General features: G+C 61.6%; 23 protein-coding genes and 1 tRNA gene. 18 read left to right on the plus strand and 6 right to left on the minus strand.

Translation table 11 applies throughout. From position 1 onward, the window contains the following. Positions 1-390 precede the first annotated feature (390 nt). The 6 genes from J2J99_RS10265 to hflX all read left to right on the plus strand — a co-directional run bounded on the left by J2J99_RS10265 (position 391) and on the right by hflX (position 7958). Complete coding sequence (locus J2J99_RS10265; RefSeq protein ID WP_168294948.1) at positions 391-1380, plus strand: potassium channel beta subunit family protein; 990 nt, start codon at positions 391-393, stop codon at positions 1378-1380. A 216-nt stretch (positions 1381-1596) separates the two neighbouring features. Further along, the gene (locus J2J99_RS10270; RefSeq protein ID WP_168294751.1) at positions 1597-3864 is read left to right on the plus strand and encodes a sensor histidine kinase NtrY-like; all 2268 of its coding nucleotides are present in this window, start codon (positions 1597-1599) and stop codon (positions 3862-3864) included. Beyond that, complete coding sequence (gene ntrX / locus J2J99_RS10275) at positions 3854-5218, plus strand: nitrogen assimilation response regulator NtrX (RefSeq protein ID WP_064683635.1); 1365 nt, start codon at positions 3854-3856, stop codon at positions 5216-5218. Before J2J99_RS10270 ends, ntrX begins: the two co-directional genes overlap by 11 nt. 119 nt (positions 5219-5337) lie before the next feature. Beyond that, positions 5338-6201: a D-amino-acid transaminase gene (locus tag J2J99_RS10280; protein WP_168294750.1), complete on the plus strand. Its 864-nt coding sequence runs from the start codon at positions 5338-5340 to the stop codon at positions 6199-6201. A 111-nt stretch (positions 6202-6312) separates the two neighbouring features. Continuing rightward, the gene (gene hfq, locus J2J99_RS10285) at positions 6313-6555 is read left to right on the plus strand and encodes an RNA chaperone Hfq (RefSeq protein ID WP_003539403.1); all 243 of its coding nucleotides are present in this window, start codon (positions 6313-6315) and stop codon (positions 6553-6555) included. Between the two features lie 77 nt (positions 6556-6632). Further along, complete coding sequence (gene hflX / locus J2J99_RS10290; protein WP_168294749.1) at positions 6633-7958, plus strand: GTPase HflX; 1326 nt, start codon at positions 6633-6635, stop codon at positions 7956-7958. 310 nt (positions 7959-8268) lie between these two features. Here hflX and mazG read toward each other — a convergent pair whose 3' ends face one another. Together mazG and J2J99_RS10300 are read right to left on the minus strand one after the other, a co-directional pair. Further along, positions 8269-9114 (minus strand): nucleoside triphosphate pyrophosphohydrolase, encoded by an 846-nt coding sequence (gene mazG / locus J2J99_RS10295; RefSeq protein WP_168294748.1) that lies wholly within the window; start codon positions 9112-9114, stop codon positions 8269-8271. 20 nt (positions 9115-9134) lie between these two features. Further along, the gene (locus J2J99_RS10300; protein WP_168294747.1) at positions 9135-9722 is read right to left on the minus strand and encodes a deaminase; all 588 of its coding nucleotides are present in this window, start codon (positions 9720-9722) and stop codon (positions 9135-9137) included. A gap of 266 nt (positions 9723-9988) precedes the next feature. Here J2J99_RS10300 and cysG point away from each other — a divergent pair, with 266 nt between their 5' ends. The 5 genes from cysG to J2J99_RS10325 are packed head-to-tail and all read left to right on the plus strand — an operon-like array spanning position 9989 to position 15193. Next, positions 9989-11425, plus strand: coding sequence for a siroheme synthase CysG (gene cysG / locus J2J99_RS10305; RefSeq protein ID WP_168294947.1), 1437 nt, complete (start codon positions 9989-9991; stop codon positions 11423-11425). A 2-nt stretch (positions 11426-11427) separates the two neighbouring features. After that, positions 11428-11742, plus strand: coding sequence for a DUF2849 domain-containing protein (locus J2J99_RS10310; protein ID WP_168294746.1), 315 nt, complete (start codon positions 11428-11430; stop codon positions 11740-11742). 8 nt (positions 11743-11750) lie between these two features. Then, a complete protein-coding gene (locus tag J2J99_RS10315) occupies positions 11751-13421 on the plus strand; it encodes a nitrite/sulfite reductase (RefSeq protein ID WP_168294745.1) in 1671 nt (556 codons plus the stop codon). Positions 13422-13431: 10 nt separating this feature from the next. Next, on the plus strand, positions 13432-13944 hold the full coding sequence (locus J2J99_RS10320) for a DUF934 domain-containing protein (protein ID WP_168294946.1): 513 nt from the start codon (positions 13432-13434) through the stop codon (positions 13942-13944). Between the two features lie 37 nt (positions 13945-13981). Further along, on the plus strand, positions 13982-15193 hold the full coding sequence (locus J2J99_RS10325; protein WP_168294744.1) for a UbiH/UbiF family hydroxylase: 1212 nt from the start codon (positions 13982-13984) through the stop codon (positions 15191-15193). Here the strand turns inward: J2J99_RS10325 and J2J99_RS10330 are convergent. Both J2J99_RS10330 and J2J99_RS10335 read right to left on the minus strand, forming a co-directional pair. Beyond that, the gene (locus tag J2J99_RS10330) at positions 15161-16123 is read right to left on the minus strand and encodes an AEC family transporter (protein WP_168294743.1); all 963 of its coding nucleotides are present in this window, start codon (positions 16121-16123) and stop codon (positions 15161-15163) included. The two genes, J2J99_RS10325 and J2J99_RS10330, sit on opposite strands and share 33 nt — an antisense overlap. Positions 16124-16168: 45 nt before the next feature. Next, on the minus strand, positions 16169-16918 hold the full coding sequence (locus J2J99_RS10335) for a cytochrome c biogenesis CcdA family protein (protein WP_168294742.1): 750 nt from the start codon (positions 16916-16918) through the stop codon (positions 16169-16171). A gap of 211 nt (positions 16919-17129) precedes the next feature. Here J2J99_RS10335 and J2J99_RS10340 point away from each other — a divergent pair. The 7 genes from J2J99_RS10340 to J2J99_RS10370 all read left to right on the plus strand — a co-directional run bounded on the left by J2J99_RS10340 (position 17130) and on the right by J2J99_RS10370 (position 22151). Beyond that, positions 17130-17205: transfer RNA gene (locus J2J99_RS10340), tRNA-Lys, on the plus strand. Positions 17206-17395: 190 nt separating this feature from the next. Continuing rightward, positions 17396-17608, plus strand: coding sequence for a helix-turn-helix transcriptional regulator (locus tag J2J99_RS10345; protein ID WP_168294741.1), 213 nt, complete (start codon positions 17396-17398; stop codon positions 17606-17608). A gap of 93 nt (positions 17609-17701) precedes the next feature. Further along, positions 17702-18124 carry a hypothetical protein gene (locus J2J99_RS10350; protein WP_168294740.1) on the plus strand — a complete coding sequence of 141 codons (423 nt, stop codon included), beginning with the start codon at positions 17702-17704 and terminating at the stop codon, positions 18122-18124. 17 nt (positions 18125-18141) lie between these two features. Beyond that, on the plus strand, positions 18142-18408 hold the full coding sequence (locus tag J2J99_RS10355) for a hypothetical protein (protein ID WP_168294739.1): 267 nt from the start codon (positions 18142-18144) through the stop codon (positions 18406-18408). Continuing rightward, positions 18380-20494 (plus strand): bifunctional DNA primase/polymerase, encoded by a 2115-nt coding sequence (locus J2J99_RS10360; RefSeq protein WP_168294738.1) that lies wholly within the window; start codon positions 18380-18382, stop codon positions 20492-20494. Before J2J99_RS10355 ends, J2J99_RS10360 begins: the two co-directional genes overlap by 29 nt. 188 nt (positions 20495-20682) lie before the next feature. Next, complete coding sequence (locus tag J2J99_RS10365; protein ID WP_168294737.1) at positions 20683-21141, plus strand: hypothetical protein; 459 nt, start codon at positions 20683-20685, stop codon at positions 21139-21141. 11 nt (positions 21142-21152) lie between these two features. Then, positions 21153-22151: a hypothetical protein gene (locus tag J2J99_RS10370; RefSeq protein WP_168294736.1), complete on the plus strand. Its 999-nt coding sequence runs from the start codon at positions 21153-21155 to the stop codon at positions 22149-22151. Positions 22152-22506: 355 nt separating this feature from the next. Here the strand turns inward: J2J99_RS10370 and J2J99_RS10375 are convergent, their stop codons facing one another. Both J2J99_RS10375 and J2J99_RS10380 read right to left on the minus strand, forming a co-directional pair. After that, on the minus strand, positions 22507-22692 hold the full coding sequence (locus J2J99_RS10375) for a DUF3606 domain-containing protein (protein ID WP_168294735.1): 186 nt from the start codon (positions 22690-22692) through the stop codon (positions 22507-22509). A 100-nt stretch (positions 22693-22792) separates the two neighbouring features. Continuing rightward, a complete protein-coding gene (locus J2J99_RS10380) occupies positions 22793-23287 on the minus strand; it encodes a DUF6998 domain-containing protein (protein WP_168294734.1) in 495 nt (164 codons plus the stop codon). Positions 23288-23315 lie beyond the last annotated feature (28 nt).

The following is a 23315-nucleotide window of genomic DNA, read 5'->3' on the forward strand; positions in this document are numbered from 1 at the left end:
TCTGGAGGTCTCCGATGGTGGAAATTACGGCCTTCGCACCACCAAGGCGCTTCAGACATTCTACTGCGTTTGCTTGGCCGTATCATCGCCGGCTTGAATAAACTCGCGTATCAGGCGCGCGAGGAGTTCATGGTCGAGCGACACCGACGTTCTTCGTCAACGGCAAGAAGTTTACCGGGGCACAACCGGTCGAGGAAATGAGAGCCGATATCGGGGGGCAGCAAAACCGCATTCAGCGTCTTTCTCGGGGCTGGTTTAAACAGCTTGTTGCGCCGAGGCTCGCATATCGTCGTTCACGCCATAGATTAAGCCGATCGGTCGTTGATCGATGGTGTGATGTCGAGGCCGGTGACCGGCCGGCACATGTTCATAATTTGCGGGAGCTGCATGATGGAATATCGTCGTTTGGGAAAGTCGGGCCTGCAGGTGAGCGAGTTCTCCTTCGGCTCATGGGTCACTTTCGGCAAGCAGGTGAACGGCGGCGACGCCGTCGACCTCATGAGGCTTGCCTATGATAATGGGGTGAACTTCTTCGACAATGCCGAAGGCTATGAAAGCGGCAAGTCCGAGCTCGTTATGGGCGAGGCGCTGAAGTCGCTCGGTTGGAGCCGCGACAGCTTCGTCGTCTCCAGCAAGGTGTTCTGGGGAGGCCAGAAGCCGACGCAGCGCGGCCTGTCGCGCAAGCACGTGACCGACGCCTGCCACGCGGCGTTGAAACGTCTTCAGGTCGACTATCTCGACCTCTACTTCTGCCATCGCCCTGATATCGATACGCCGATCGAGGAAACGGTCCGGGCGATGCACGATCTGGTCGCCCAGGGCAAGGTGCTCTATTGGGGAACATCGGAATGGTCGGCGCAGCAGCTGACCGAAGCCTATGCCGTGGCCCGGGACCTGCGCATCACGCCGCCGACGATGGAGCAGCCGCAATACAACATCTTCGAGCGCCAGAAGGTCGAATCCGATTATCTCCCGCTCTATGACCTCATCGGTCTAGGCACTACCATCTGGTCGCCGCTCGCCTCGGGCGTCCTGACCGGCAAATACAATAACGGCGTGCCGGCCGACAGCCGCATGAACTTGCCCGGCTATGAATGGCTGAAGGAGAAGTGGTCGAGCGACGCCGGCCGCGCCCAGCTCCAAAAGGTCAGTCAGATCGCCAAGCTCGCCGACGAGATCGGCCTGTCGATCACCCATCTCGCCCTTCTGTGGTGCCTCGCCAATCAGAACGTCTCCACCGTCATTCTCGGCGCCTCGCGCGCCAGCCAGCTGCAGGACAATCTCGCGGCCCTCTCGCACCGGCACAAGATGACGCCTGAGGTGATGGAGCGGGTCGATACGATCGCCGGAAACAAGCCGGAAGGTCCACGACGTTTCTGACGCATGTCGCGCAAAAGTGTCCGAGGCGAGACACTGCCGGAGCTTGACAACGTGAGAAGGCGCGTTGCATTTTCGCCACAATGCGTTGCTTAAAGGTCACGCAGGGTTTTGGACATTTCGCTCCCGATCGACTCGTTTCGACGCTGGCTTTTTTGAGCCGGCGTTGTTTGGTTTCGATCGAGGGCGGGGCGGCGGTGCCGCCTGAAGAGAGGCTGAATGACGCAGGATGGGGTAGCGCCGGCGGCGGCGGGCGAGGCGGTGACGACGGTGACCGATCGCCGCGCCCTTTTTGCCGTGCCTGGCCTCGTGCTCGCCGGCGGTGCGCTTCTCTGCGCCACGATCACGCTTTTCATACTGCTTGGCTTGACGCCGATCGCGCCGACCTCGCACGTTGTCATTACCTCGGTGATCGTCAACTCCTTCTTCGTGCTGACGCTGCTCGCCCTGATCGGCCGCGAGGTGGCAAGGCTGCTCAAGGCCCGCACCCGGGGCAGGGCGGCCGCGCGGCTTCATATCCGCATCGTCGTGCTCTTCTCGATCGTCGCGATCACGCCGGCGATCCTGGTCGCCATCTTTGCCAGTATCACGCTGAATGCCGGCCTCGACCGCTGGTTTGCGCTGCGCACCCAGTCGATCGTCAGTTCATCGCGCAATATCGGCCAGGCCTATATGATGGAAAATGCCAGCTACCTGCAGGGGCAGACGGTTTCCATGGCCAACGACCTGGAGCGCAACCGTGCGCTCTACAGTCTCGACAGGACGGGATTCGCCGAGTTGATGACGCGCCAGGCGAGGGGCCGCGGCCTGCTCGGCGCCTTCCTCGTCGAGCGCGACGGTTCGGTGATCGTTCAGGCCGACATCACCACCGAAAAGCCGCTGCCGGCAATTCCGCAGGACGCACTGGAAAAGGCGGCGGCGGGCCAGCCGACGCTGATCCCGCCTGGTGTCACCAACCTCGTCGGCGCCATCATCAAGCTCGACGCCATCCAGGGCACCTTCCTCTACACGGTGCGCGCCGTCGATCCCAAGGTCATGGGCGCCATGCGCATGATGGAGGAGAACGCCACCGAATACCGTTCGATGGAGGCGAATCGCTTCTCGCTGCAAATCGCCTTTGCCGTTCTCTACATCGGCTTTGCGCTGATCGTGCTCTTGGCAGCGATCTGGACCGCTATTGCCGTCGCCGACCGCATCGTCCGGCCGATCCGGCTGCTGATCACTGCGGCCGACAGTGTTGCCTCTGGCAATATGGATATCGTCGTGCCGGTGCATGCCGTCGATGGCGACGTCGCCAATTTGTCGCGCACATTCAACAAGATGATTTCGGAAATCCGCACTCAGCGCGACGAGATCCTCGAAGCCAAGGACGAGGTTGACGACCGCCGCCGTTTCATCGAAGCCGTGCTGGCGGGCGTGACCGCCGCCGTCATCGGCGTCGAGCAGGATCGCCGCATCGCCATTGTCAACAGTTCGGCTGAAACGCTGATGTCGCTGCCGGCCGACGCGATGCTTGGCAGGCGGTTGGCCGATATCGCCCCCGAGGTCGACCAAGTGCTGACCGAGGCGGCCGTGCGTCATCGCGGCGACTTCCGCAAGCAGATCGCGCTGGTGCGCGGCGGTACGGTGAGGACGCTGAGCGTCCAGGTTACCCGCGAGGAAGTGCGCGACATGAGCGAATCCTATGTGATCACGCTCGACGACATCACCGACCTCGTCATCGCTCAGCGTTCGACCGCCTGGGGCGACGTGGCGCGGCGCATCGCCCATGAGATCAAGAACCCGCTGACGCCGATCCAGCTGTCCGCGGAGCGCATCCAGCGCCGCTACGGCAAACAGATCGCCCAGGACGACCGCACCGTCTTCGACCAGTGCACGGACACGATCATCCGCCAGGTCGGCGATATCGGCCGCATGGTCGACGAGTTCTCCGCCTTTGCCCGCATGCCGAAGCCGACCAAGGAGCCGAGCGATCTGCGCGATATCCTCCGCGACGCGATCTTCCTGCGCGAGATGGGCAACCAGCATGTCGCCTTCCAGCAGGATTTCGGGGACCAGCCGCTGGAGGGTCTGTTCGACAGCCGCATGCTCGGCCAGGCCTTTGGAAATCTCATCAAGAATGCCGTGGAAGCGATCGAGGCGGTTCCGAGCGACGAACGCGACGAGCGCAAGATTCTCGTCCGCGCCGCTCTCGATGCCGCCCGCGACCGCTTCACCGTCGACGTGATCGACAACGGCCGCGGCCTGCCGGTCGAGAACCGTCACAGCATTCTGGAGCCCTATATGACGATGCGCGAGAAGGGCACCGGCCTTGGCCTCGCCATCGTCAAGAAGATCATCGAGGAACATGGCGGGCAGCTCGAGCTGCACGATGCGCCCGCCGATTTTGACCGGGGAAGAGGGGCCATGATCCGCGTGCATCTGCCACGCCTGGATCCGACGCCTGCTCCCGCAGCCAATGACAAGGAAAGCGTTTATGGCCTCTGATATTCTCGTCGTCGATGACGAGCACGATATTCGCGAGATCGTTTCCGGCATTCTCTCCGACGAGGGACACGAGACACGTACGGCCCATGACAGCGACAGCGCGCTGGCGGCGATTTCTGACCGCGTGCCGCGGCTGATCTTCCTCGATATCTGGATGCAGGGCAGCAAGCTCGACGGCCTGTCGCTGCTCGACGAGATCAAGACCCGCCATCCGGATCTGCCGGTCGTGATGATCTCGGGCCACGGCAACATCGAAACCGCGGTTTCGGCGATCAAGCGCGGCGCTTTCGATTTCATCGAGAAGCCTTTCAAGGCCGACCGGTTGATACTGATTGCCGAACGGGCACTCGAAAATTCGAAGCTGAAGCGCGAGGTTTCCGAGCTGAAGCGGCGCACCGGCGATGCCTTGGAACTGATCGGCACGTCGGTTGCCGTCTCGCAGCTGCGCCAGACGATCGAGAAGGTCTCGCCGACCAACAGCCGCATCATGATTCTCGGCGCATCGGGATCCGGCAAGGAGCTGGTGGCGCGGATGATCCACAAGAAGTCGGCGCGCGCCAACGGCCCCTTCGTCGCCCTGAACGCCGCCAATATCACGCCCGATCGCATGGAAGTGGCGCTGTTCGGCACCGAAGGTACGCCGGGCCAGGCGCGCAAGATCGGCGCGCTGGAAGAGGCGCATCGCGGCATCCTCTATCTCGACGAGGTCGGCGAGATGCCGCGCGAGACGCAGAACAAGATCCTGCGCGTCCTGGTCGACCAGCAGTTCGAGCGGGTCGGCGGCTCCAAGCGCGTCAAGGTCGATGTCCGCATCATCTCTTCGACCGCCTACAATCTCGAAAGCCGCATCGCCGAAGGCTGGTTCCGTGAGGATCTCTATCATCGCCTCGCCGTCGTGCCGGTGCGCGTGCCGGCGCTTGCCGAGCGGCGCGAGGATATTCCTTTCCTCGTCGATCAGCTGATGCGCCAGATCTCCGAACAGGCCGGCATCCGGCCACGCCGGATCGGCGACGACGCCATGGCGGTGCTGCAGGCGCATGACTGGCCGGGCAATATCCGCCAGCTGCGCAACAATATCGAGCGGCTGATGATCCTAGCCCGCACCGACGGCCCGGATGCGCCGATCACCGCCGACATGCTGCCGACCGACCTCGGCGACATGCTGCCGAAGGTTTCCGCAAAGAACGACTATCACATCATGACGCTGCCGCTGCGCGAAGCCCGCGAAATGTTCGAGAAGGATTATCTGATCGCCCAGATCAACCGCTTTGGCGGCAATATCTCGCGCACCGCCGAATTCGTCGGCATGGAGCGTTCGGCGCTGCACCGCAAGCTGAAGTCGCTCGGCGTTTAGAGCATGATGCCGTAGTCTCAGCGGTTATCGGGCAACATGACGCTCCACTTTTTGATCACGCTGCTGCGGCCAGGGCCGCGCCGCATCCCTCTACCGCCTCCCGGAAGATCAGGTTTCCCATGCCGAGAATCGCCTATGTGAACGGCCGTTACGTCAAGCATTCCGATGCGAGCGTCCATATCGAGGACCGGGGCTATCAGTTCGCCGACGGCGTCTACGAGGTCTGCGAGGTCCGCCACGGCTATATCGTCGACCTCACACGCCATCTGAACCGTCTCGACCGGTCGCTCGGTGAGCTCCGCATCGGCTGGCCGATGAGCCGGGCGGCGCTGACGCAGGTCATTCGAGAGACCCTGCGCCGCAACCACGTCCGCAACGGGCTTTTCTACCTGCAGGTGACGCGCGGAGTCGCGCGTCGCGATCATGTCTTCCCGGCCGAGGGCACGCCGCCGTCGCTTGTCATCACCGCCAAGAGCACCGATCCCAAGATCATCGCCGCCAAGAATGCAAACGGCATCAAGGCGATCACCGTTGCCGACAACCGTTGGGATCGCGTCGACATCAAGTCTGTCGGCCTGCTGCCCAATGCCATGGCCCGCCAGCAGGCCAAGGAAGCCGGCGCCCAGGAGGCGATCTATGTCGATGCCCACGGCATGGTGAAGGAAGGGGCGGCGACCAATGTCTGGATCGTCGATAAGGACGGAATGCTGGTGACGCGGCCCGCCGAACACGGCATCCTGCGCGGCATTACCCGCGCCACCTTGATCGATGTCGCAGGCCGGCTGGGTCTGAAGATCGCCGAGCGGAATTTCTCGGTATCAGAGATGCTCGCGGCCCGCGAGGTTTTCCTGACGGCAGCCACAAGCATCTGTTTTCCGGTGGTTTCCGTCGATGGCCAGGCCATTGCCAACGGTCATCCCGGCAGCGTCTCGCAGAAAATCCGCGAGGCCTTTTTCGACGTTGCGGAAAAGATTGCGATTTGATACCAAGATTTGCTGGACAGGTGGAATGAGGGTGCCGCCGGTCTTGCATGGAGAGGTTGATTAATATTCTACCGGCCAGATCAGGTCGGCAATAAAGAAAGAAGCGGCGCGATGGCGGAACGTTCTCAGAATCTGCAGGACTTATTTCTCAATACTGTTCGCAAGCAAAAGATTTCCCTGACAATCTTTTTGATCAACGGCGTGAAACTCACGGGCGTTGTTACGTCTTTCGACAATTTCTGTGTTCTTCTTCGCCGTGACGGCCATTCGCAGCTGGTGTATAAGCATGCGATCTCGACAATCATGCCGGGTCAGCCGATGCAGATGTTCGAGAGTGAAGAAGCCGCGTCCTAACAGGATCTGCCCTCATTTCGACACGCGATACCAAGAACGATTCGATTATCCCTGAGGCCGCCAAGCACAGGGACGATATGCGCGCGACCGTCGTCGTGCCGGTTCTGAAATCGCGCAGCCGCGGTGGCCAGACCGAATCGGCCTCGACCCGCACGCCGGAGAGCCGGCTGGAAGAGGCGACCGGCCTTGCCCAGGCGATCGATCTCGATGTCGTCAACGGCTCGATCGTCCCGGTCAATGATCCCCGGCCGGCGACGCTGCTCGGCACCGGCAAGATAGAGGAAATCAAGGCGTTGCTCGATGAGCGCGATTCCGGTCTCGTTATCGTCGATCATCCGCTGACCCCGGTGCAGCAGCGCAATCTCGAAAAGGAATGGAACGCCAAGGTTATCGACCGGACGGGCCTCATCCTCGAGATCTTCGGCCGCCGCGCCTCCACCAAGGAAGGCACGCTGCAGGTCGATCTGGCGCATCTGAATTATCAGAAGGGCCGACTGGTGAGGAGCTGGACCCACCTTGAACGCCAACGCGGCGGCGGCGGCTTCATGGGCGGCCCCGGCGAAACCCAGATCGAAGCCGACCGGCGGCTCTTGCAGGACCGCATCATCAAGCTCGAACGCGAACTGGAGCAGGTCGTGCGCACCCGCCAGCTCCACCGTGCCAAGCGCCGCAAGGTTCCGCATCCGATCGTTGCCCTCGTCGGCTATACCAATGCCGGCAAGTCGACCCTGTTCAACCGCATCACCGGCGCCGGCGTGCTGGCCGAAGACATGCTGTTTGCCACGCTCGACCCCACGCTTCGCCGCATGAAGCTGCCGCACGGCCGCACGGTCATCCTGTCCGACACCGTCGGCTTCATCTCCGACCTGCCGACCCATCTCGTCGCCGCCTTCCGCGCAACGCTGGAAGAGGTGCTGGAAGCCGATCTCATCCTGCATGTCCGCGACATGTCGGATCCTGACAACCAGGCGCAGAGCTCCGACGTGATGCGCATCCTCGGCGATCTCGGCATCGACGAGGCCGAAGCCGACAAGCGGCTCATCGAGGTCTGGAACAAGATCGACCGGCTGGAGCCCGAAGTCCACGACGCCATGGTGCAGAAGGCTGCCGGCGCCACCAATGTGGTGGCGGTCTCGGCCGTCAGCGGCGAGGGCGTCGATACGCTGATGGAGGAGATCAGCCGCCGGCTCTCCGGCGTGATGACCGAAACGACCATCCGCCTTCCCGTCGACAAGCTGGCGCTGCTGCCCTGGCTCTACGACCACGCGATCGTCGACGGCCGCGAGGACAATGAGGACGGCTCGATCACCCTCGATCTGCGCCTCTCCGAAACCGAAGCCGCCGAACTCGAACGCCGCATCGGCAATGGGCCGAAGTCTGCGAAAGAGGATTGGGAGCGGTAAGGGGTTCCCCTCTCTCCGAGGCGAGAAGGTGGCCCGAAGGTCCGGGTGAGTGGGCCACCCGCCCTTCATTGCTCGTTGCTCGGCCTCAGCACAGTCGCTCCTGCCGTTGCTCAACCTCCTCTTCGGCCTGCCGGCATCCCCTTCGCGCGGGCAAGGAGAAGGGAGATTAGTTCGGCGACAAGCCAACCTCACTCTCCGTCATCCTCGGCCTCGAGCCGAGGATCCATGTCACTCGCGCCGGCGGATGTGGTGTGGATGCTCGGCTCAAGGCCGAGCATGACAGAGGATGGGGTTGAAATCGCCCACAAACTCACTCACCCCCAGCCGCCACAGCACGCTCGATCGCCTTCGCCGCCTGCCAGATTTCCTCCATTCGCTCCAGCGTCGCGCCTTCCAGCGTCTCGCCTTCCGCTTCAAGAACGTGCTCTATATGATTGAATCGGCGTCTGAATTTCGTATTCGTTCCGCGCAGCGCCTGTTCCGGATCTGCATTCACATGCCGGCCGATATTGACGACGGCGAAGATCAGGTCGCCGAGTTCATCGCTGACCTTCGCCCGGTCGCCGTCTCTGAGCGCCATCCGCAATTCGCCGATCTCCTCCTCGATCTTGTCGAGGATTGGCTCGGGCGCCGACCAGTCGAAGCCGACCTTGGCGGCGCGTTCCTGCAGCTTCAGCGCTTCCGTCAAGGCCGGGAAGCTGCGCTGCACCGAGCCGAGGAAGCCGCCCTTGAAATCCTCGGTAATCCCGCGCCTTGACCGGCGCTCGGCGCGTTCGCGTTTTTCCGCCTGCTTGATCTCGTCCCACTGGATCTTCACCGCGTCGGGTGTATCCGCTTCCGAACGGGCAAAGACATGCGGGTGGCGGCGGATCATCTTGGTGGTGATGGCGTTGACGACGTCGCCGAAAGAGAATTCGCCGGCCTCCTCGGCCATGCGGGCATGGAAGACCACCTGCAGCAGCAGGTCGCCCAGCTCGTCACAGAGGTCGTCCATATCGCCGCGCTCGATCGCGTCGGAGACCTCATAGGCCTCCTCGATCGTATAGGGCTTGATCGTCTGAAAATTCTGCTCGATGTCCCAGGGGCAACCGGTGTCGGGATGGCGCAATGCCGCCATGATCTCGATCAGCCGCGAAATGTCTTTTGAAGGTTCCATGGTGCCTCGGTTCAGCATCCTCAATTGAGGGGGATATCGTTGGCGCTCTTTGACGATTGGTAGCTGGTGGAAAGCGTGTCGTAGCGCGCCTTGATGCGAACGGTCTGCGCCTTCAGCGCCGCTCTCAGCCGGGCCTCTTCGGTCTCGACCAGATCGGCGATGGCAAAGCTGTTCCAGAAAGCGTTCTGCCTGCGATAACCGCCGGGTTCAAGCCCGAAGACTTCCTTCAGGATCTTCAGGTCATGCGGAATGGCGAAGGCATCGCGGGAATCCTCATGGCTGAAGAAATAATAGAAATTGTCGAAGCCCGCCCAGGTGATCGCCGACATGCACATGGTGCAGGGCTCGTGCGTCGACAGGAAGATCAGATCCTTGGTCGCCGGCCTGTCGCCAAGCTCGTAGAAGCGCTTCAGCGCATGTACCTCGCCGTGCCAGAGCGGATTTTCAAGCTCGTTGTTGGTTTCGGCGACGACGAGCGACAGATCGGACTTGCGCAGGATCGCCGCGCCGAACACCTTGTTGCCAAGCGAAACGCCGTGTTCGGTGAGTGGCAGGATATCGTCCTCGATCACCTTAAGCAGGCGGGCTGCGATCGTCTTGTCGGGCATTGGTGTCTCCGGTTTTTTCCAGTCTATCGCCTTGGAGGCGCGAGCGAAATGCGCCAATCGTCGGTGGACGCCGTTTATCACAGGCTTTATACTGCACCGCAACAATGAGAGTGGGAACAGGTGGGTTTTGTCAGCACGGTTGACTTTTCTCAAATCGCCGATGGTGCGAGCAAAAGAATACGCGCTTGCTGGGGCTTTCGAATTTCTGTTCCTTCAATCCCTTGTCGATCACGGGCATATTCTGGCAACTTCGAAGTGGATTGATGATGTCTCCCAAGACTGAGCAGCTTTCGGTATTTCCAGCCTTCTTTCGCGTGGAGGGCCAGAAAACGGCTGTCTTCGGCAATGGCGACGAAGCTTTCGCCAAGGTGCGGCTGCTGCTCAACACGCGGGCGCGGATTGTCGCCTACGCCGAGAAGCCGCAAGCCGATTATCATGCCTTCCTGATTGCCAATCGCATCGACACCGTGCGCGCCGGATTTTCCGCCGAGCAGGTCGAGGGAGCGGCCCTCGTCTTTGCCGCCACCGGCGATGAAGCCGACGATCGGAAGATCGTCGATGCCGCCCGCGCTGCAAGCATTCCGGCCAACGCCGTCGATCAGCCCGACTACTGCGATTTCTTCACCCCGGCGCTGGTCAATCGCGCCCCGGTCGCCGTGGCGATCGGCACCGAAGGGGCGGGGCCGGTTCTGGCGCAAATGATCCGCGCGCAGATCGACCAGCTTCTCTCTCCCTCGCTCGGGCGCCTGGCCGGATTGGCGACGAGCTACCGCAAGGCCGTCGAACAGCTCGTGCCCCGCGGCGTTTCCCGCCGCGTCTTCTGGCGCCGCTTCTTTTCCGGCGCCGTTGCCGATGCTGTCGCCAACGGCAACCTGCCGCAAGCCCGCCAAGCCGCTGAGCGGCTGCTGGGCGCGATGGACAAGGTGGCTGGTCACGTTTGGCTTGTCGGCGCCGGCCCGGGGGCTGAGGATCTGCTGACGCTGCGTGCCCAGCGCGTGATGATGGAGGCCGACGTCATCGTTTATGACGCCCTCGTGCCGCAGGCGATCGTCGATATGGGCCGCCGTGACGCCGAGCGCCTTTCCGTCGGCAAGCGCAAGGGTTGCCATTCGAAGTCGCAGGAAGAGATCAATGAGCTCCTGGTCGAGCTCGGTCGTCAGGGCAAACGCGTCGTCCGCCTCAAGTCAGGCGATCCGCTGGTCTATGGCCGGGCAGGGGAAGAAATGGCCGCATTGCGTGCTGCCGGCATCACCTATGAGGTCGTGCCCGGCATCACCTCGGCTTTCGCGGCCGCCGCCGATTTCGAACTGCCGCTGACCCTGCGCGGCGTCGCTTCCTCGCTGGTCTTCACGACCGGCCATGATCTCACCGGCGACGTGCTGCCGGATTGGGCAAGCCTTGCCGTCTCCGGCGCGACGATCGCCGTCTATATGGGCCGCACCGTTGCCGCCTCGGTCGCCGAGCGGCTGATGCAGGCCGGCATTCCAGCCGAAACGACGGTCGCCGTCATCGAAAATGCCAGCCGCGCTGACCGCCGTCTGCTGCATGGCACGCTTGCCGATCTGCCCGATCTGCAGCACCGCGATGAGTTGACCGGGCCGGTCATGGTCATTATCGGCGATGCCGTCGCCGGCGCCAATTTCGAACTGTCCGAGCCGCTGGTGCGTGCGAACGCCCGGATCGAGGAACTTGCAAGGAGCTGAATATGGTAGACAAGGTTCTGACGGCCAACCGGCTGACGGACGGCATTGCCGTCTGGCTGGATGCGAACGGGAAATGGTCGACCTCGCTGCAGAATGCGCTTGTCGCCCGCCATAACGAAGCCGTCGACGCGCTGGAAGCGATCGGCAAGAAATCCTATGCGGACAACGAGGTCGTTGACGTCGCCGTCGTCGACGTTCAGGAAACCAACGGCATTCTCTGGCCGCTGCGCCTTCGCGAGCGCATCCGCGCCCAGGGGCCGACCATGGAATATGCCCCGGGCTACGCTCCCGCCGATCCCGAATTCATTGCAGTCTGAGGAAGACGATGTACCGTTACGACGAATTTGACCATGCCTTTGTCAGCGAGCGTGTCGAGCAGTTCCGCGACCAGGTCCAGCGCCGCCTTTCCGGCGAGCTTGCCGAGGATGCGTTCAAGCCGCTGCGCCTGATGAACGGCGTCTACCTGCAGCTTCATGCCTATATGCTGCGCATCGCCATTCCCTATGGCACGCTGAGCGCGCGCCAGCTGCGCATGCTCGCCCATATTGCCCGCACCTATGACCGCGGCTACGGCCACTTCACCACGCGCCAGAACCTGCAGTTCAACTGGCCGAAGCTGTCGGAAATCCCCGATGCGCTGGCCGATCTCGCAAGCGTCGAGATGCATGCGCTGCAGACCTCGGGCAACTGCATCAGAAACGTGACGGCCGATCACTTCGCCGGTGCGGCCGCCGACGAGGTCGCCGATCCCAGACCCTATGCCGAAATCCTGCGCCAGTGGTCGTCGGTCCATCCGGAATTCTCCTTCCTGCCGCGCAAGTTTAAGATTGCCGTCACCGGCGCCGAGCGCGACCGCGCCGCGATCCAGGTCCACGATATCGGCCTGCACCTGAAGAGGAACGACAAGGGCGAGATCGGTTTTGCCGTCTATGTCGGCGGCGGCCAGGGCCGCACGCCGATGATCGCCAAGCTGATTCGCGACTTCCTGCCCGAGGAGGATCTGCTCTCTTACACCACTGCGATCGTGCGCGTGTACAATCTGCACGGCCGCCGCGACAACAAGTACAAGGCCCGCATCAAGATCCTGGTGCACGAAACCGGCACCGAGGAGCTGACGCGGCAGGTGGAGGCCGAATTCGCTGCGCTGAAGGATAGCGAACTGAAGCTGCCGGAACAGGACGTCGAGGCGATCGCCGCCTATTTCGCGCTGCCTGATCTGCCTGAGCGCGCCGAGGGCTGGGAAAATCTAGCCCGCTGGAAGAAGGCCGATCCGGCTTTCGCCCGCTGGGTCCAGCAGAATGTGCAGCCGCACAAGAACCCCGATTACGGCATGGTGACGATCTCGCTGAAGCCGATCGGCGGCATTCCGGGCGACGCGACCGACGCGCAGATGGATGCGATCGCCGATCTCGCCGAGGAATATGCTTTCGACGAAATCCGCGTCAGCCATGAACAGAACCTGATCCTGCCGCATGTAGCGCTGGCCGATCTCGAAGCGGTCTATCGCGGCCTTGTTGCCATCGACCTCGCCGAAGCCAATGCCGGCCTGATCACCGATATCATTGCCTGTCCGGGGCTGGACTACTGCGCGCTCGCCAATGCGCGCTCCATTCCGGTCGCGCAGGAAATCTCGCGTCGCTTCGGCAATCCCGAACGGCAGGCCGAGATCGGCGAACTGAAGATCAAGATCTCCGGCTGCATCAATGCCTGCGGCCATCACCATGTCGGCCATATCGGCCTGCTCGGTGTGGAGAAGAAGGGCGCCGAACTCTATCAGATCACGCTCGGCGGCTCCGGCGACGAACATACTTCGATCGGTGAAATCATCGGCCGCGGCTTCGAGCCGGACCGGGTGACGGATGCGATCGAGACGATCGTCGATACCTATCTCGGCCTGCGCCTCGATCCGTCCGAAACCTTCCTCGCCGCCTATCGCCGCGTCGGGCCGCAGCCCTTCAAGACGGCGCTCTACGGCTCGGCCGCCGAAGCGGCATAAGGAGGGGATGATGACGAAGATCTGGAAAGAAACCGGTTTTGTCGAGAACGATCCCTGGGTGATCGAGACCGACGAGGTGAAGGCGAGTGGCGAGCAGAAGCCGCTGCTCGGCCTCGACGCGCTGATCGCCAAGGCCGACGAAAGCAATGATGTCGGTCTTGGGGTGCTCGTCAAGCCGGCCGACGACGTACGCCGGCTGGAGCCCTATCTCTCCCGCCTCGACATCATCGCCGTCGCCTTCCCGGCCTTCAACGACGGCCGCGCCTTCAGCCATGCCTCGCTGCTGCGCCAGCGTTTGGGCTACACCAGCGAGCTGCGCGCCGTCGGCGACGTGCTGATCGACCAGGTCCCGCTGATGCTGCGCGTCGGCATCGACAGTTTCTCGGTCAGCAACGCCACGGCGCTGAAGCGGCTTGCCGAAAACCGTCTTCCCGCCATTCCCCATCACTATCAGCCGGCGGTGCGTGACGCCGAAGCCGGCAAGGGCTATAGTTGGCGCCGTCAGGCGAAGCCGGCCGCATAAGCGGCCGGTCCGCCTCTTGCGATGGCGGAACAATAGCATGAAGACATTTGAAATCGCGGTGATCGGTGGCGGGCTCGCCGGCATGATCGCCGCAATCGCGCTTGCCCGCGGTGGCCGCAATGTGGCGCTGGTGGCTCCCCTGGCGACAAGGGAGGACCGGCGCACGACGGCGCTGATGGATCAGTCGATCAGCTTCCTCGACCGGTTGGCGCTCTGGGAAAAGCTGCGCCCTGCGGCAGCGCCGCTGACCAGCATGCGCATCATCGACGGCACCGACCGGCTGCTGCGCGCGCCGACGACGACATTCCGCGCCGCCGAGGTCGGTCTCGACGCCTTCGGCTATAATTTCCCCAACAAGGCCATGACCGACATCCTCGAACAGGCGACGGCCGGCGAGGGCAATATCAGCCGCTTCCCCAGTATGGCTGAATCGATCGAGATCTCGGCCGAGAGGGTCTCGATCACGCTTGCCGGCGGCGAGACGTTCGCAGCCGATTTTGCCGTCGGCGCCGACGGCCGCGGCTCGAAGCTGCGCGAGACGGCCGGGATCGGCGTGCGCAACTGGTCCTATCCGCAATCGGCCATGGTGCTGAATTTCGCCCATTCCCTGCCGCACCAGAACATATCGAGCGAATTCCACACCAAACACGGCCCCTTTACCCAAGTGCCACTGCCGGGAAGCCGTTCGAGCCTCGTCTGGGTGCAGGATCCGGCTGAGGCCGCCGCACGCATGGAGTTGCCGCTGGCCGAGCTCGGCCGCCTTGTCGAAGCGCAGATGCAGTCCATGCTCGGCAAGGTCGATGTGGAGGAAGGTGTCCAACTCTGGCCGCTGTCGGGCATGATGGCGCATCGTTTCGGCAAGGGTCGCATCGCCCTGATCGGCGAGGCGGCGCATGTCTTCCCGCCGATCGGGGCGCAGGGGCTGAACCTCAGCCTGCGCGATATCATGGCGCTCACCGACATCCTCTGTGACAGGGCCGAATTGCCGGTGCCGGCCGATGCCGGCGACAGCTTCGATCGCAAACGCCGCGCCGACATCATGACGCGTACGGCCAGCGTCGATCTCCTCAACCGCTCGCTGCTCTCGGATTTCCTGCCGGTGCAGATGCTGCGCGCTGCCGGCCTGCATATCCTCTCGGCCATTCCGCCGCTGCGCAACCTCGTCATGCGCGAGGGCATCGAGCCCGGCCGCGGCTTCCGCGACATTCCCGATTCCCTAAGGGAAAAGCTGAAGCGGAAGAAGGCCTGAGCGGATCGCGATCAGCCAGAGCGAAACGCTCGCCACCGAAAGCACCGTCGTGATCAGGATCGTCGCCGAGGCCCGCTCCTGCCACACGCCATATTGCTGGCCGATGACGAAGACATTGGTTGCCGTCGGTAATGAGGCGAGCAGCACGGCCGCCTGGATCCAGACCGGCTCGAAACCGCCGACAGCAGTCAGCGCCAGGAAAACCGCGATGGGATGCAGGATCAGCTTGGCCGGCACGATGTAAACGATCTCCGTGGGAACCCGTTTCAGCGGCCGTAGCGCCAGCGTCACGCCCATGGCAAAGAGTGCGCACGGCGCCGCCGCCTGGGCGAGGTAATCGACGAGGCGCTGAAACGCCAGCGGCTGATCGATGTGGAAGGCGGCGACGGCAAAGCCCGCCGCCGTCGACAGGATGAAGGGATGCAGCGCCACCTTCCGGGCGATATCGGCGGCAAGCTGGCCCCCAGAACGCTTGTCATCGCCGGCCGCCGCCATCAGGGCCGGGGCGACGATGAAATGCAGCGCGTTCTCGAAGCAGATGATCAGCGCCACCGGCACGGCGGCACCTTCGCCGAGCGCCAGCAGCGCCAGGCCCGGCCCCATATAGCCGATATTGCCATAGGCGCCGGCAAAGGACTGGATGGTGCAGTCATCAAGCGCATTGCCGCGCACGAACCGGCCGATGGCAAAGAGCAGGATGAAGACCGCATAGGTGGCGGCGATATCGGTGACGATGAAATCGACGCGCGTCAGCTCTTCGATCGGTGTGCGCGAGACGAGCTTGAAGAACAAGGCGGGCAGGGCGGCATAAATGATGAAGGTGTTCAGCCAGCCGAGCGCCTCCGCCGGCTGCTTCGTCGCCTTGGCGGCGGCATAACCGATCAGGATCAGGCCGAAGAACGGCAGCAGCAGGCTGATGATGTCGGCCAAGGGAAAGTCCGGTTTTCGCGGGATGGTCGGCGGGAAGAATCTCTTCTAGCCGATTTGCATCAGGATCGGAAAGGTCTGCTGGAACCAGATCGCCACATCGCTGACCCAGCCGAACAGAAAGGCGAGGCCGGTGAGGATGAGGAAGACGCCCATCACCTTTTCCACCGTGCCGAGATGGCGGCGGAAGCGCGACAGGAAGCGCATGAAGGCGCCGGAGAAGCCCGCGGCGATCCAGAACGGAATCGCAAGACCCAGCGAGTAGATGGCCAGCAGCCCGGCCCCCGAACCGACCGTCTCGCGCGAGGCGGCGACACCGAGGATCGCGCCGAGCACCGGCCCGATGCAGGGCGTCCAGCCGAAGGCGAAGGCCAGGCCCATGACATAGGCGCCCGTCAAGGTCGCCGGCTTGCCGCCACCCTGGAAGCGCGCTTCGCGGGCAAGCAGACCGATTCGGAACAGGCCGAGGAAATTCAACCCCATGACGATGATGATCAGTCCCCCGATCTTGGAGAGCAGATCAAGATGCTGGCGCAGCGCCATGCCGATGCTGGACGCCCCGGCGCCGAGGGCCACGAAGACGGTGGCAAAACCGAGCGTGAAGAGCAGCGACGACAACAGCACCCCGCGCCTGATATCCGGCGCCACCACAACCGCGGAGCCGCCGCGGAACTGCTCGACCGATATGCCGGCCATATAGCAGAGATAGGGCGGGACCAGGGGAAGCACGCACGGCGAAAGGAAGGAAAGCGCCCCGGCTATCAACGCGCTCCACAGGGAAATATCGGCAATCGACACGCATTCTCTCCGGCTGCAATCTGCGCCCTGTTCCTAGCGTCGCAGGCCCGGGATTGCCAATCACCTTTTTGCGTCCGGCCGAAACGCATCTTTGGGCGCGAGAGAAATGTGCCTTACCTTTGCAAAAGCCGAATTTTTCGGTTGACCGCAATGGGTCACCTGCCTATGTTCCGCCCACTTCCAGCCGGGGTGCCTCACACCCGCGGAGAGGGAGAGCGTAGCTCAGCCGGTAGAGCAACTGACTTTTAATCAGTAGGTCTCGGGTTCGAACCCCGACGCTCTCACCAATAATTTCAATCACTTATAGACAGTATCGGGCTAGCGAATGTTGGCTGGTCGCCACCGAGTCGCCACCGATCTGGGTGCGCGCATCTTCAGCCTTTTCGCCTGCCTGCATTTTAATGCCATTTTTTCGCCTAAACTGGTTTCGGAAAATACATCATATCACCGGCATCAACCTGAAACATGGAGGTGCCAATGCAACGAAACATCCGAGTCAAAGAGGCTGCTCACTATGTCGGCCTGTCGAAATCCAGCCTCGATAAGCTTCGCCATTTCGGTGGCGGTCCAAAGTACTTCAAGCTCGGTCGGGCCGTGGTCTACTCGACTGCCGACCTAGACGATTGGATGTCTGAACGTCGGCGTTCTGAAACCTGGAACGGCGCCAACGACAATCATCGCGCCGCCTAATTCTGGACATTACGGTCGGCTCTGCCGACATAGCTTCCGCCACCACATCACCGACATTTTGCCGACCGGCCACGCGCCGGCGAGAGGAGACACATGCGCATTTCTGACATTCAAGGTCCGTCCCTAACCGAAGTCATCGCATTCACCATGATCGAGAAGCCCGAAGACGTCGCGATAGTCGAGCGCCAAGCTGCCGATCGCATGGCTACTGTCCGCGGCTGGTACGGCTGGCGGGCTGTCGACGTCGACGTCGTCGATGACGCTGACGAACTGGTGCGCCTGACCATCTACGCCCAACCTGTCGGCGCTGGATACCGGGAAGAGGCGACATTTACGTTCCTGACCGATCGAGATGGCAAGCGTCGATCAGCTCGCCTTGATGCATTCCTCGCGGCTTGCGGCGTATCGGAACGCGTAGACGACACCCGCGAAATCAAGGGTCGCTTCTTCGCAACCAAGAATCGCGGCCGAGGCGTTAGAGACTTCGGACCGCTGACCAACGCGCTGGTCGGCTGACCATGATAGTCGCCAACATGACGCCTGCCGCCGATCTGGGCGGCGGGACGATGAAGCACGTCGCCGATTTCGACCTGCAAATCACCGATGACATCAGGATCTGCGGAATGCGGTTGTTGCGAGCGCCGGACGGTCGACTCCTGACCTATGCGCCCACGGCGCTGGGAGGTCGCCGGTCGGTGACATTCTCGCCGGAAACGACTGCAGCAATTACCGACGCCGCCCGCAACAGTTACTTGGAGCTCGTAACAGCCGATGACCGCAGCAGCACTGCAGCAGCCTGAAGTACCATCCCCTCTCGAAATCGCGCTCGGATATAACCGTCTCCAGTGGCCTGTCTTTCCCTGCCGCCACGCTCCCGAAGATGTCGCAGACCCGCAGACCGGTGAGATCGAGACTCGCGGCGCCAAGACGCCTCTTATTTCCAACGGGCTAAACGGCGCGACCCTAAACACACCACTCATCGGCAGGCTCTGGACGCGTTTCCCCGACGCCATGATAGGCATCCCCACAGGAAAGAAGATCGGCGCGTGGGTTCTCGACATCGACGTGCCGCCCGGGCATGCCGACGGCCGCCTTTGGCTCGCCGAGATGGAGGCAAGGCACGGTAAGCTTCCTCCCACGCGCACGGCCACAACGGCCAGCGGCGGCCGGCACTATTTTTGGAAATATAGCTCCGACGTAAAGAACCGAGCGTCGATCGGTCCTGGCGCCGATCTGCGAGGCGAGGGCGGCTACGTCATTGCTGCCGGCAGCGTCATGGCCGACGGCCGTCGTTATGACTGGGACAACGACTTCGACATCGCTGAGGCGCCAGCGTGGCTGATGGAGCTGGCGACACCGCAGCAGTCGGCGCCGACGCCAGGTCAAACCTTCGACTATCGTACCCGCGCTACCGATCGCTACGTGGAAGCAAGTGTCGACGACGAGCTACGCATCCTCGCGTCTACGGCACAGGGTGGGCGTGGGCACCAGGTCAACGCCTCGGCTTACAATCTCGGTCGGTTCGTCGGCGCCAACCTTCTGAGCCGTTCAGAAGCCGAGGCCGGTCTCTACGCCGCTGCGCAGGCCAACGGCGTTGCGCAGAAGGATGGCGAGCGCGAGACATGGGCCAAGATCCGGCGCGGGCTAGACGCGGGCATACTGAAACCGAAGCACATCCCGGAACGAGAAGTTGCTGACAACACACCCCCGATGGATCACTCGCGGATGGTCGAGCGAGCGAGAGAGAAATCAGCTGCTCAAAAGCTAGAAGCGGCTAATGACAACGTCCCGCCCGCATCGACCATTTCCGAATTGCCTGTGGTCAATCCGGCTGATTGGCAAGACAAAGAAGTGCCTCCTCGTGAATGGTTCATCGCCGATTGGATTCCTCACCGACAGGTGACAATCCTATCCGGCGATGGTGGCGTAGGTAAATCTCTGCTTGCGCTTCAGTTCGGCGCCGCGTCGGCGCTCGCGGTAGACACCGCAGGCCTTTCGCCCAAGCCTGGCAAGGTTCTGTATCTCGGCGCTGAGGACGAAGAGGATGAGTTCCATCGACGGCTTGCCGATATCGTCCGCGGACATGGGCGACATCTCTCCGACCTAAGCGATTTCCGGCTGGTGCCGATGGCCGATTTGGACGCCCTGTTAGCTGTTCCTGACGCCAAGGGGGTGCTGCAGCCGACGAAGGTCTGGACGAAGTTCTGCGAGCTAGCTCGAAGCTTCGAGCCGCGTTTCATCGTACTCGATACTGTCGCGGATCTCTTCGGCGGTGACGAGATCAAACGCGGGCAGGCGCGGCAATTTATCGGCATGCTTCGAAAGTTGGCCATTGAGTTGGACTGCTCGATCATGCTCCTGGCGCATCCATCGCAAGAGGGTATTCGATCTGGCACAGGGTCGTCAGGTAGCACTGGCTGGAAAAACAGCTCGCGCAGCATGCTCTATTTCAGTCGGTCCGATGACAAAGAGGCGGACACAGATCTTCGATTCCTCACAAATAAGAAGATCAACTACGCCGGTGTCGGTAGCGAGATACGGTTGCGATGGGAAAGCGGATGTTTCGTTCCTGAGATTGCGGGATCCTCACCGGCAATGGGATTGCTTAACCGGCAGGCAGAGAGGACCTTCATAGATCTTCTTCGTACCTTCTCGAGAACGGGCCAGCATGTCGGCGCATCGCCAGGAACAAACTTCGCACCGGCGAAAATGGCTAAGCATCCAAGCGCCGGCGGCGTTTCGAAGAAATCACTCGAAGCTGCGATGCAGCGGCTCCTTGAGGATGGGACGATCAAACTGATTTGGGAAGGCCCGGCGTCGAAACAAAGGCAGAGGCTAATCGTCACCGCGGATGATTATTTTTCACGAAAAAGGGACGAAGAGTGAATTTCCACCGACCCTTCCACCGGCCTTCCACCACCCTTCCACCGCGTTCCACCGACCCTTCCACCTCTCCCCCTACAACCCCCGGCGAGGTGGAAGCACCTCGCGGTGGTGGAACCACCGCAGCGCTCCCACCCTCTGAAAGGAAAAGACATGCCGCATCTCAAAGAAGAGAACAGGAGTCTACACCTGTGAACCCAACAACGTTCATGATGCGCAATCCGATCCGCAAAGGCGAGGATCTTCGGAAGTTCATCATCCGGACGATCACCGAGAACTGCGATTCCGACCTTCCCGGGGCTCGTGAAGAAATGATCGGTGAGGCGCTCCAGTTTTACCGGGCTAGGATAGTCGAGCACGTTCAGCAGGAAGAGCAAGACCGAGCCGCTGCTGATCGTCGTCACCTGGAAGCACGACTTGCGGATCTCACCGCCAAGTATGACGCGTTGGGGGCGCAGCACGCGCGGCTCAAGTCCACCATGCCGACGTCAATCTCAATACGCGAAGCGGAGGAGGCCAGGCTAGGCGCGTTCAAGCTGGCGCGCGAGAAGGCGGCGAAGCTCATGGAAGGTCCCGATGGCCAGCCCACGCCTTGGAGTGAGGCAATCCGGGAAAAGATCAAAGATCCGAAACCTAAGTGGACAAAATAGGAGGTGGAGACATGGCGACAGAAGAGACCGACGAGATTTTGGATGCTACGGGCCGGACCGTGTTCACGGGCAAAGAGCCTCACCCGTACCGAACCAACACGCGCTTCGCCCAGGTCAACGGCCAATGGGAGCCAATATTAACAAAGAAGCCAGCCGCGACCACTTTGATAACGCGCTCACCGGAAGAGCAGGTTCGGGAGCGCAACGCCAACAGGGCTGCGGCCCAGGCGAGAGCAAACGGGGAGAGACGCCGCATGGCGAAGTTAATAAGCAAGATCGCTAAACGGCAGTCAAAGGGCGACCCCGCCACCGTGCAAAGCCGAGCAGAGGACTTCCCGCTCCTGGAGACGTTGCGTCGAGACAAGAACGAAGAAGGCATCAAACTTGTTAGACGATACCGGTTGCTGGTCGCGCTCTGTGAAGCCGAGCCGCTGAAAGGGCTGGACTATAGCAGGGCGGATGGCGGCGAGGTTGTACGCGTCAGTAAACGGCTCACGCCGGAAGCCGACGTTGATAAGGCGGGGGCTAGCGGTTGGTCCGTAATCGCTGATGGTGAGATCAGATATTCATCGAAGATAAGGAAGAGCAAGGGCGCCCACGCTGAACCCTCGAAGCGTGTCGTCGTCGCCTCGAACGATAATGCGGCGGAAGGTAGCCGCATCAGATCGGAAAACCTCCACATCAAGGTGACTGACGAAGTTCTGGTGGCGCAGATAGATGCCAAGCCAATCCTTGCCGAACTTCGCAGATCAATCGGCCCTCTCGTGGACCCATTTGAGGACGCTGTCCTGGGCGGCAAGACTTACGAGGAGGTGGGCCTCATCAGTGGTGCATCTGCGCGATATGCCGTGGGTGTAGGGAAGTCTTTGGTTGGTACCGCTATCGCATCCCTCACCGTCACATGGAAAGAAATAGACGCTCGTGAACGGCTGTTGGAGATAGAAGCCGCAAGGCGGTTGGCGTCCCGGAATGCAGCCAACGATAACCGCGCGGTCCGCAAAGCCTCATAGGGTGTCGCGCCACGCGCATTGAGGTCGCCAACGGTTGAGAGGGTGCATCGCTGCACCCCAAACCGTTTGCGGCAAAGTCCGCCGATCCGTCATGCTGCAGTTGGGTGCAGCCGCTGAACGTGGGCGTAACTATCTGGCCGTGCACCGTGGCTGCTTCTGCGTAAACGGGCTCTTATCAGCGATGCAGGAAATTGTAACTCCTGCATTCGTCGGGGATGGATCAACCAACGGCAGCGCTAACGCCCCACGTTATGCTCGGTGCCATCCCCATAATTTCCCATTACCTGGCGCTGCCTCCTCTCGGCGACGGGTAATCCTGCCGCTGGTCGAGCTTCACTGCTCCCAGCGGCTTTCGCTATTTCTTGAGACGCTCGGCCGCCTTGTTAGCCTCGCTTCGGTCTGACCCATGACGCTTTACGATCTTCTCGGCCTCGTCGCGACTTATCCCATGTTTCCTGGCGAAATAGCGGACTTCGTAAGGTTCGCTCGCAGAAATCCTTCTGCGATCTGCGGCGCCTCGCTTGGACTTGTCATCGGCCATCTTCTTTTCCTCCAATGGAGGAGACCGAACGCTTGAGCAGTTCGACGGTTCCTCGCGGCTGCTCCACTGCGATTGCGGTGTTGAGCGGCCGCTTTCGTTTTCAGGGAATGAAGTCAAGGCGCTCGTGATCTAGGACGAGGCGATCAGCTTGGCGGATCTTACTTGCAGTCAGCATTCGCTGATTTGAAAACTCCGTTGGAAGAAACTGAGTTGCGTAGCGCTCGGGCCCATTGAAAACGACCTGTCCCACACCTTTTGTGAAGTCGATTTCGAAGAACAAAAGGTAATCTGCTTTGGTTTCCGTTTTACGGAAAGCAGGACCACGGCTCGTTCCCGTAGCTTTCACTTGGACGGTAGAAATTCCATCGGCAGTGTATCCATCAATCCCGGGATGGGATTTGGTTTCCACCAACCTCACGCCAAAGTGCTTAACGGCAAGCGCTTCGCCAAGGTCTCCGACCAGATTGCCATCGAACGTAAAATGAAGCTTTACCGCCGGACTGTGATGCGTCCGTAAGATATCATCGTAATGATCGCGCAGTTTATTTCTGGCCGCAATCAAGTCTGAAAGCATCGGGATTTCAATTGTTCTCATGTAACATCTTCATTCGCGGTCTCACGGC

Origin of the sequence: Rhizobium binae, from assembly GCF_017357225.1 — a bacterium.
Classification (GTDB): Bacteria; Pseudomonadota; Alphaproteobacteria; order Rhizobiales; family Rhizobiaceae; genus Rhizobium; species Rhizobium binae.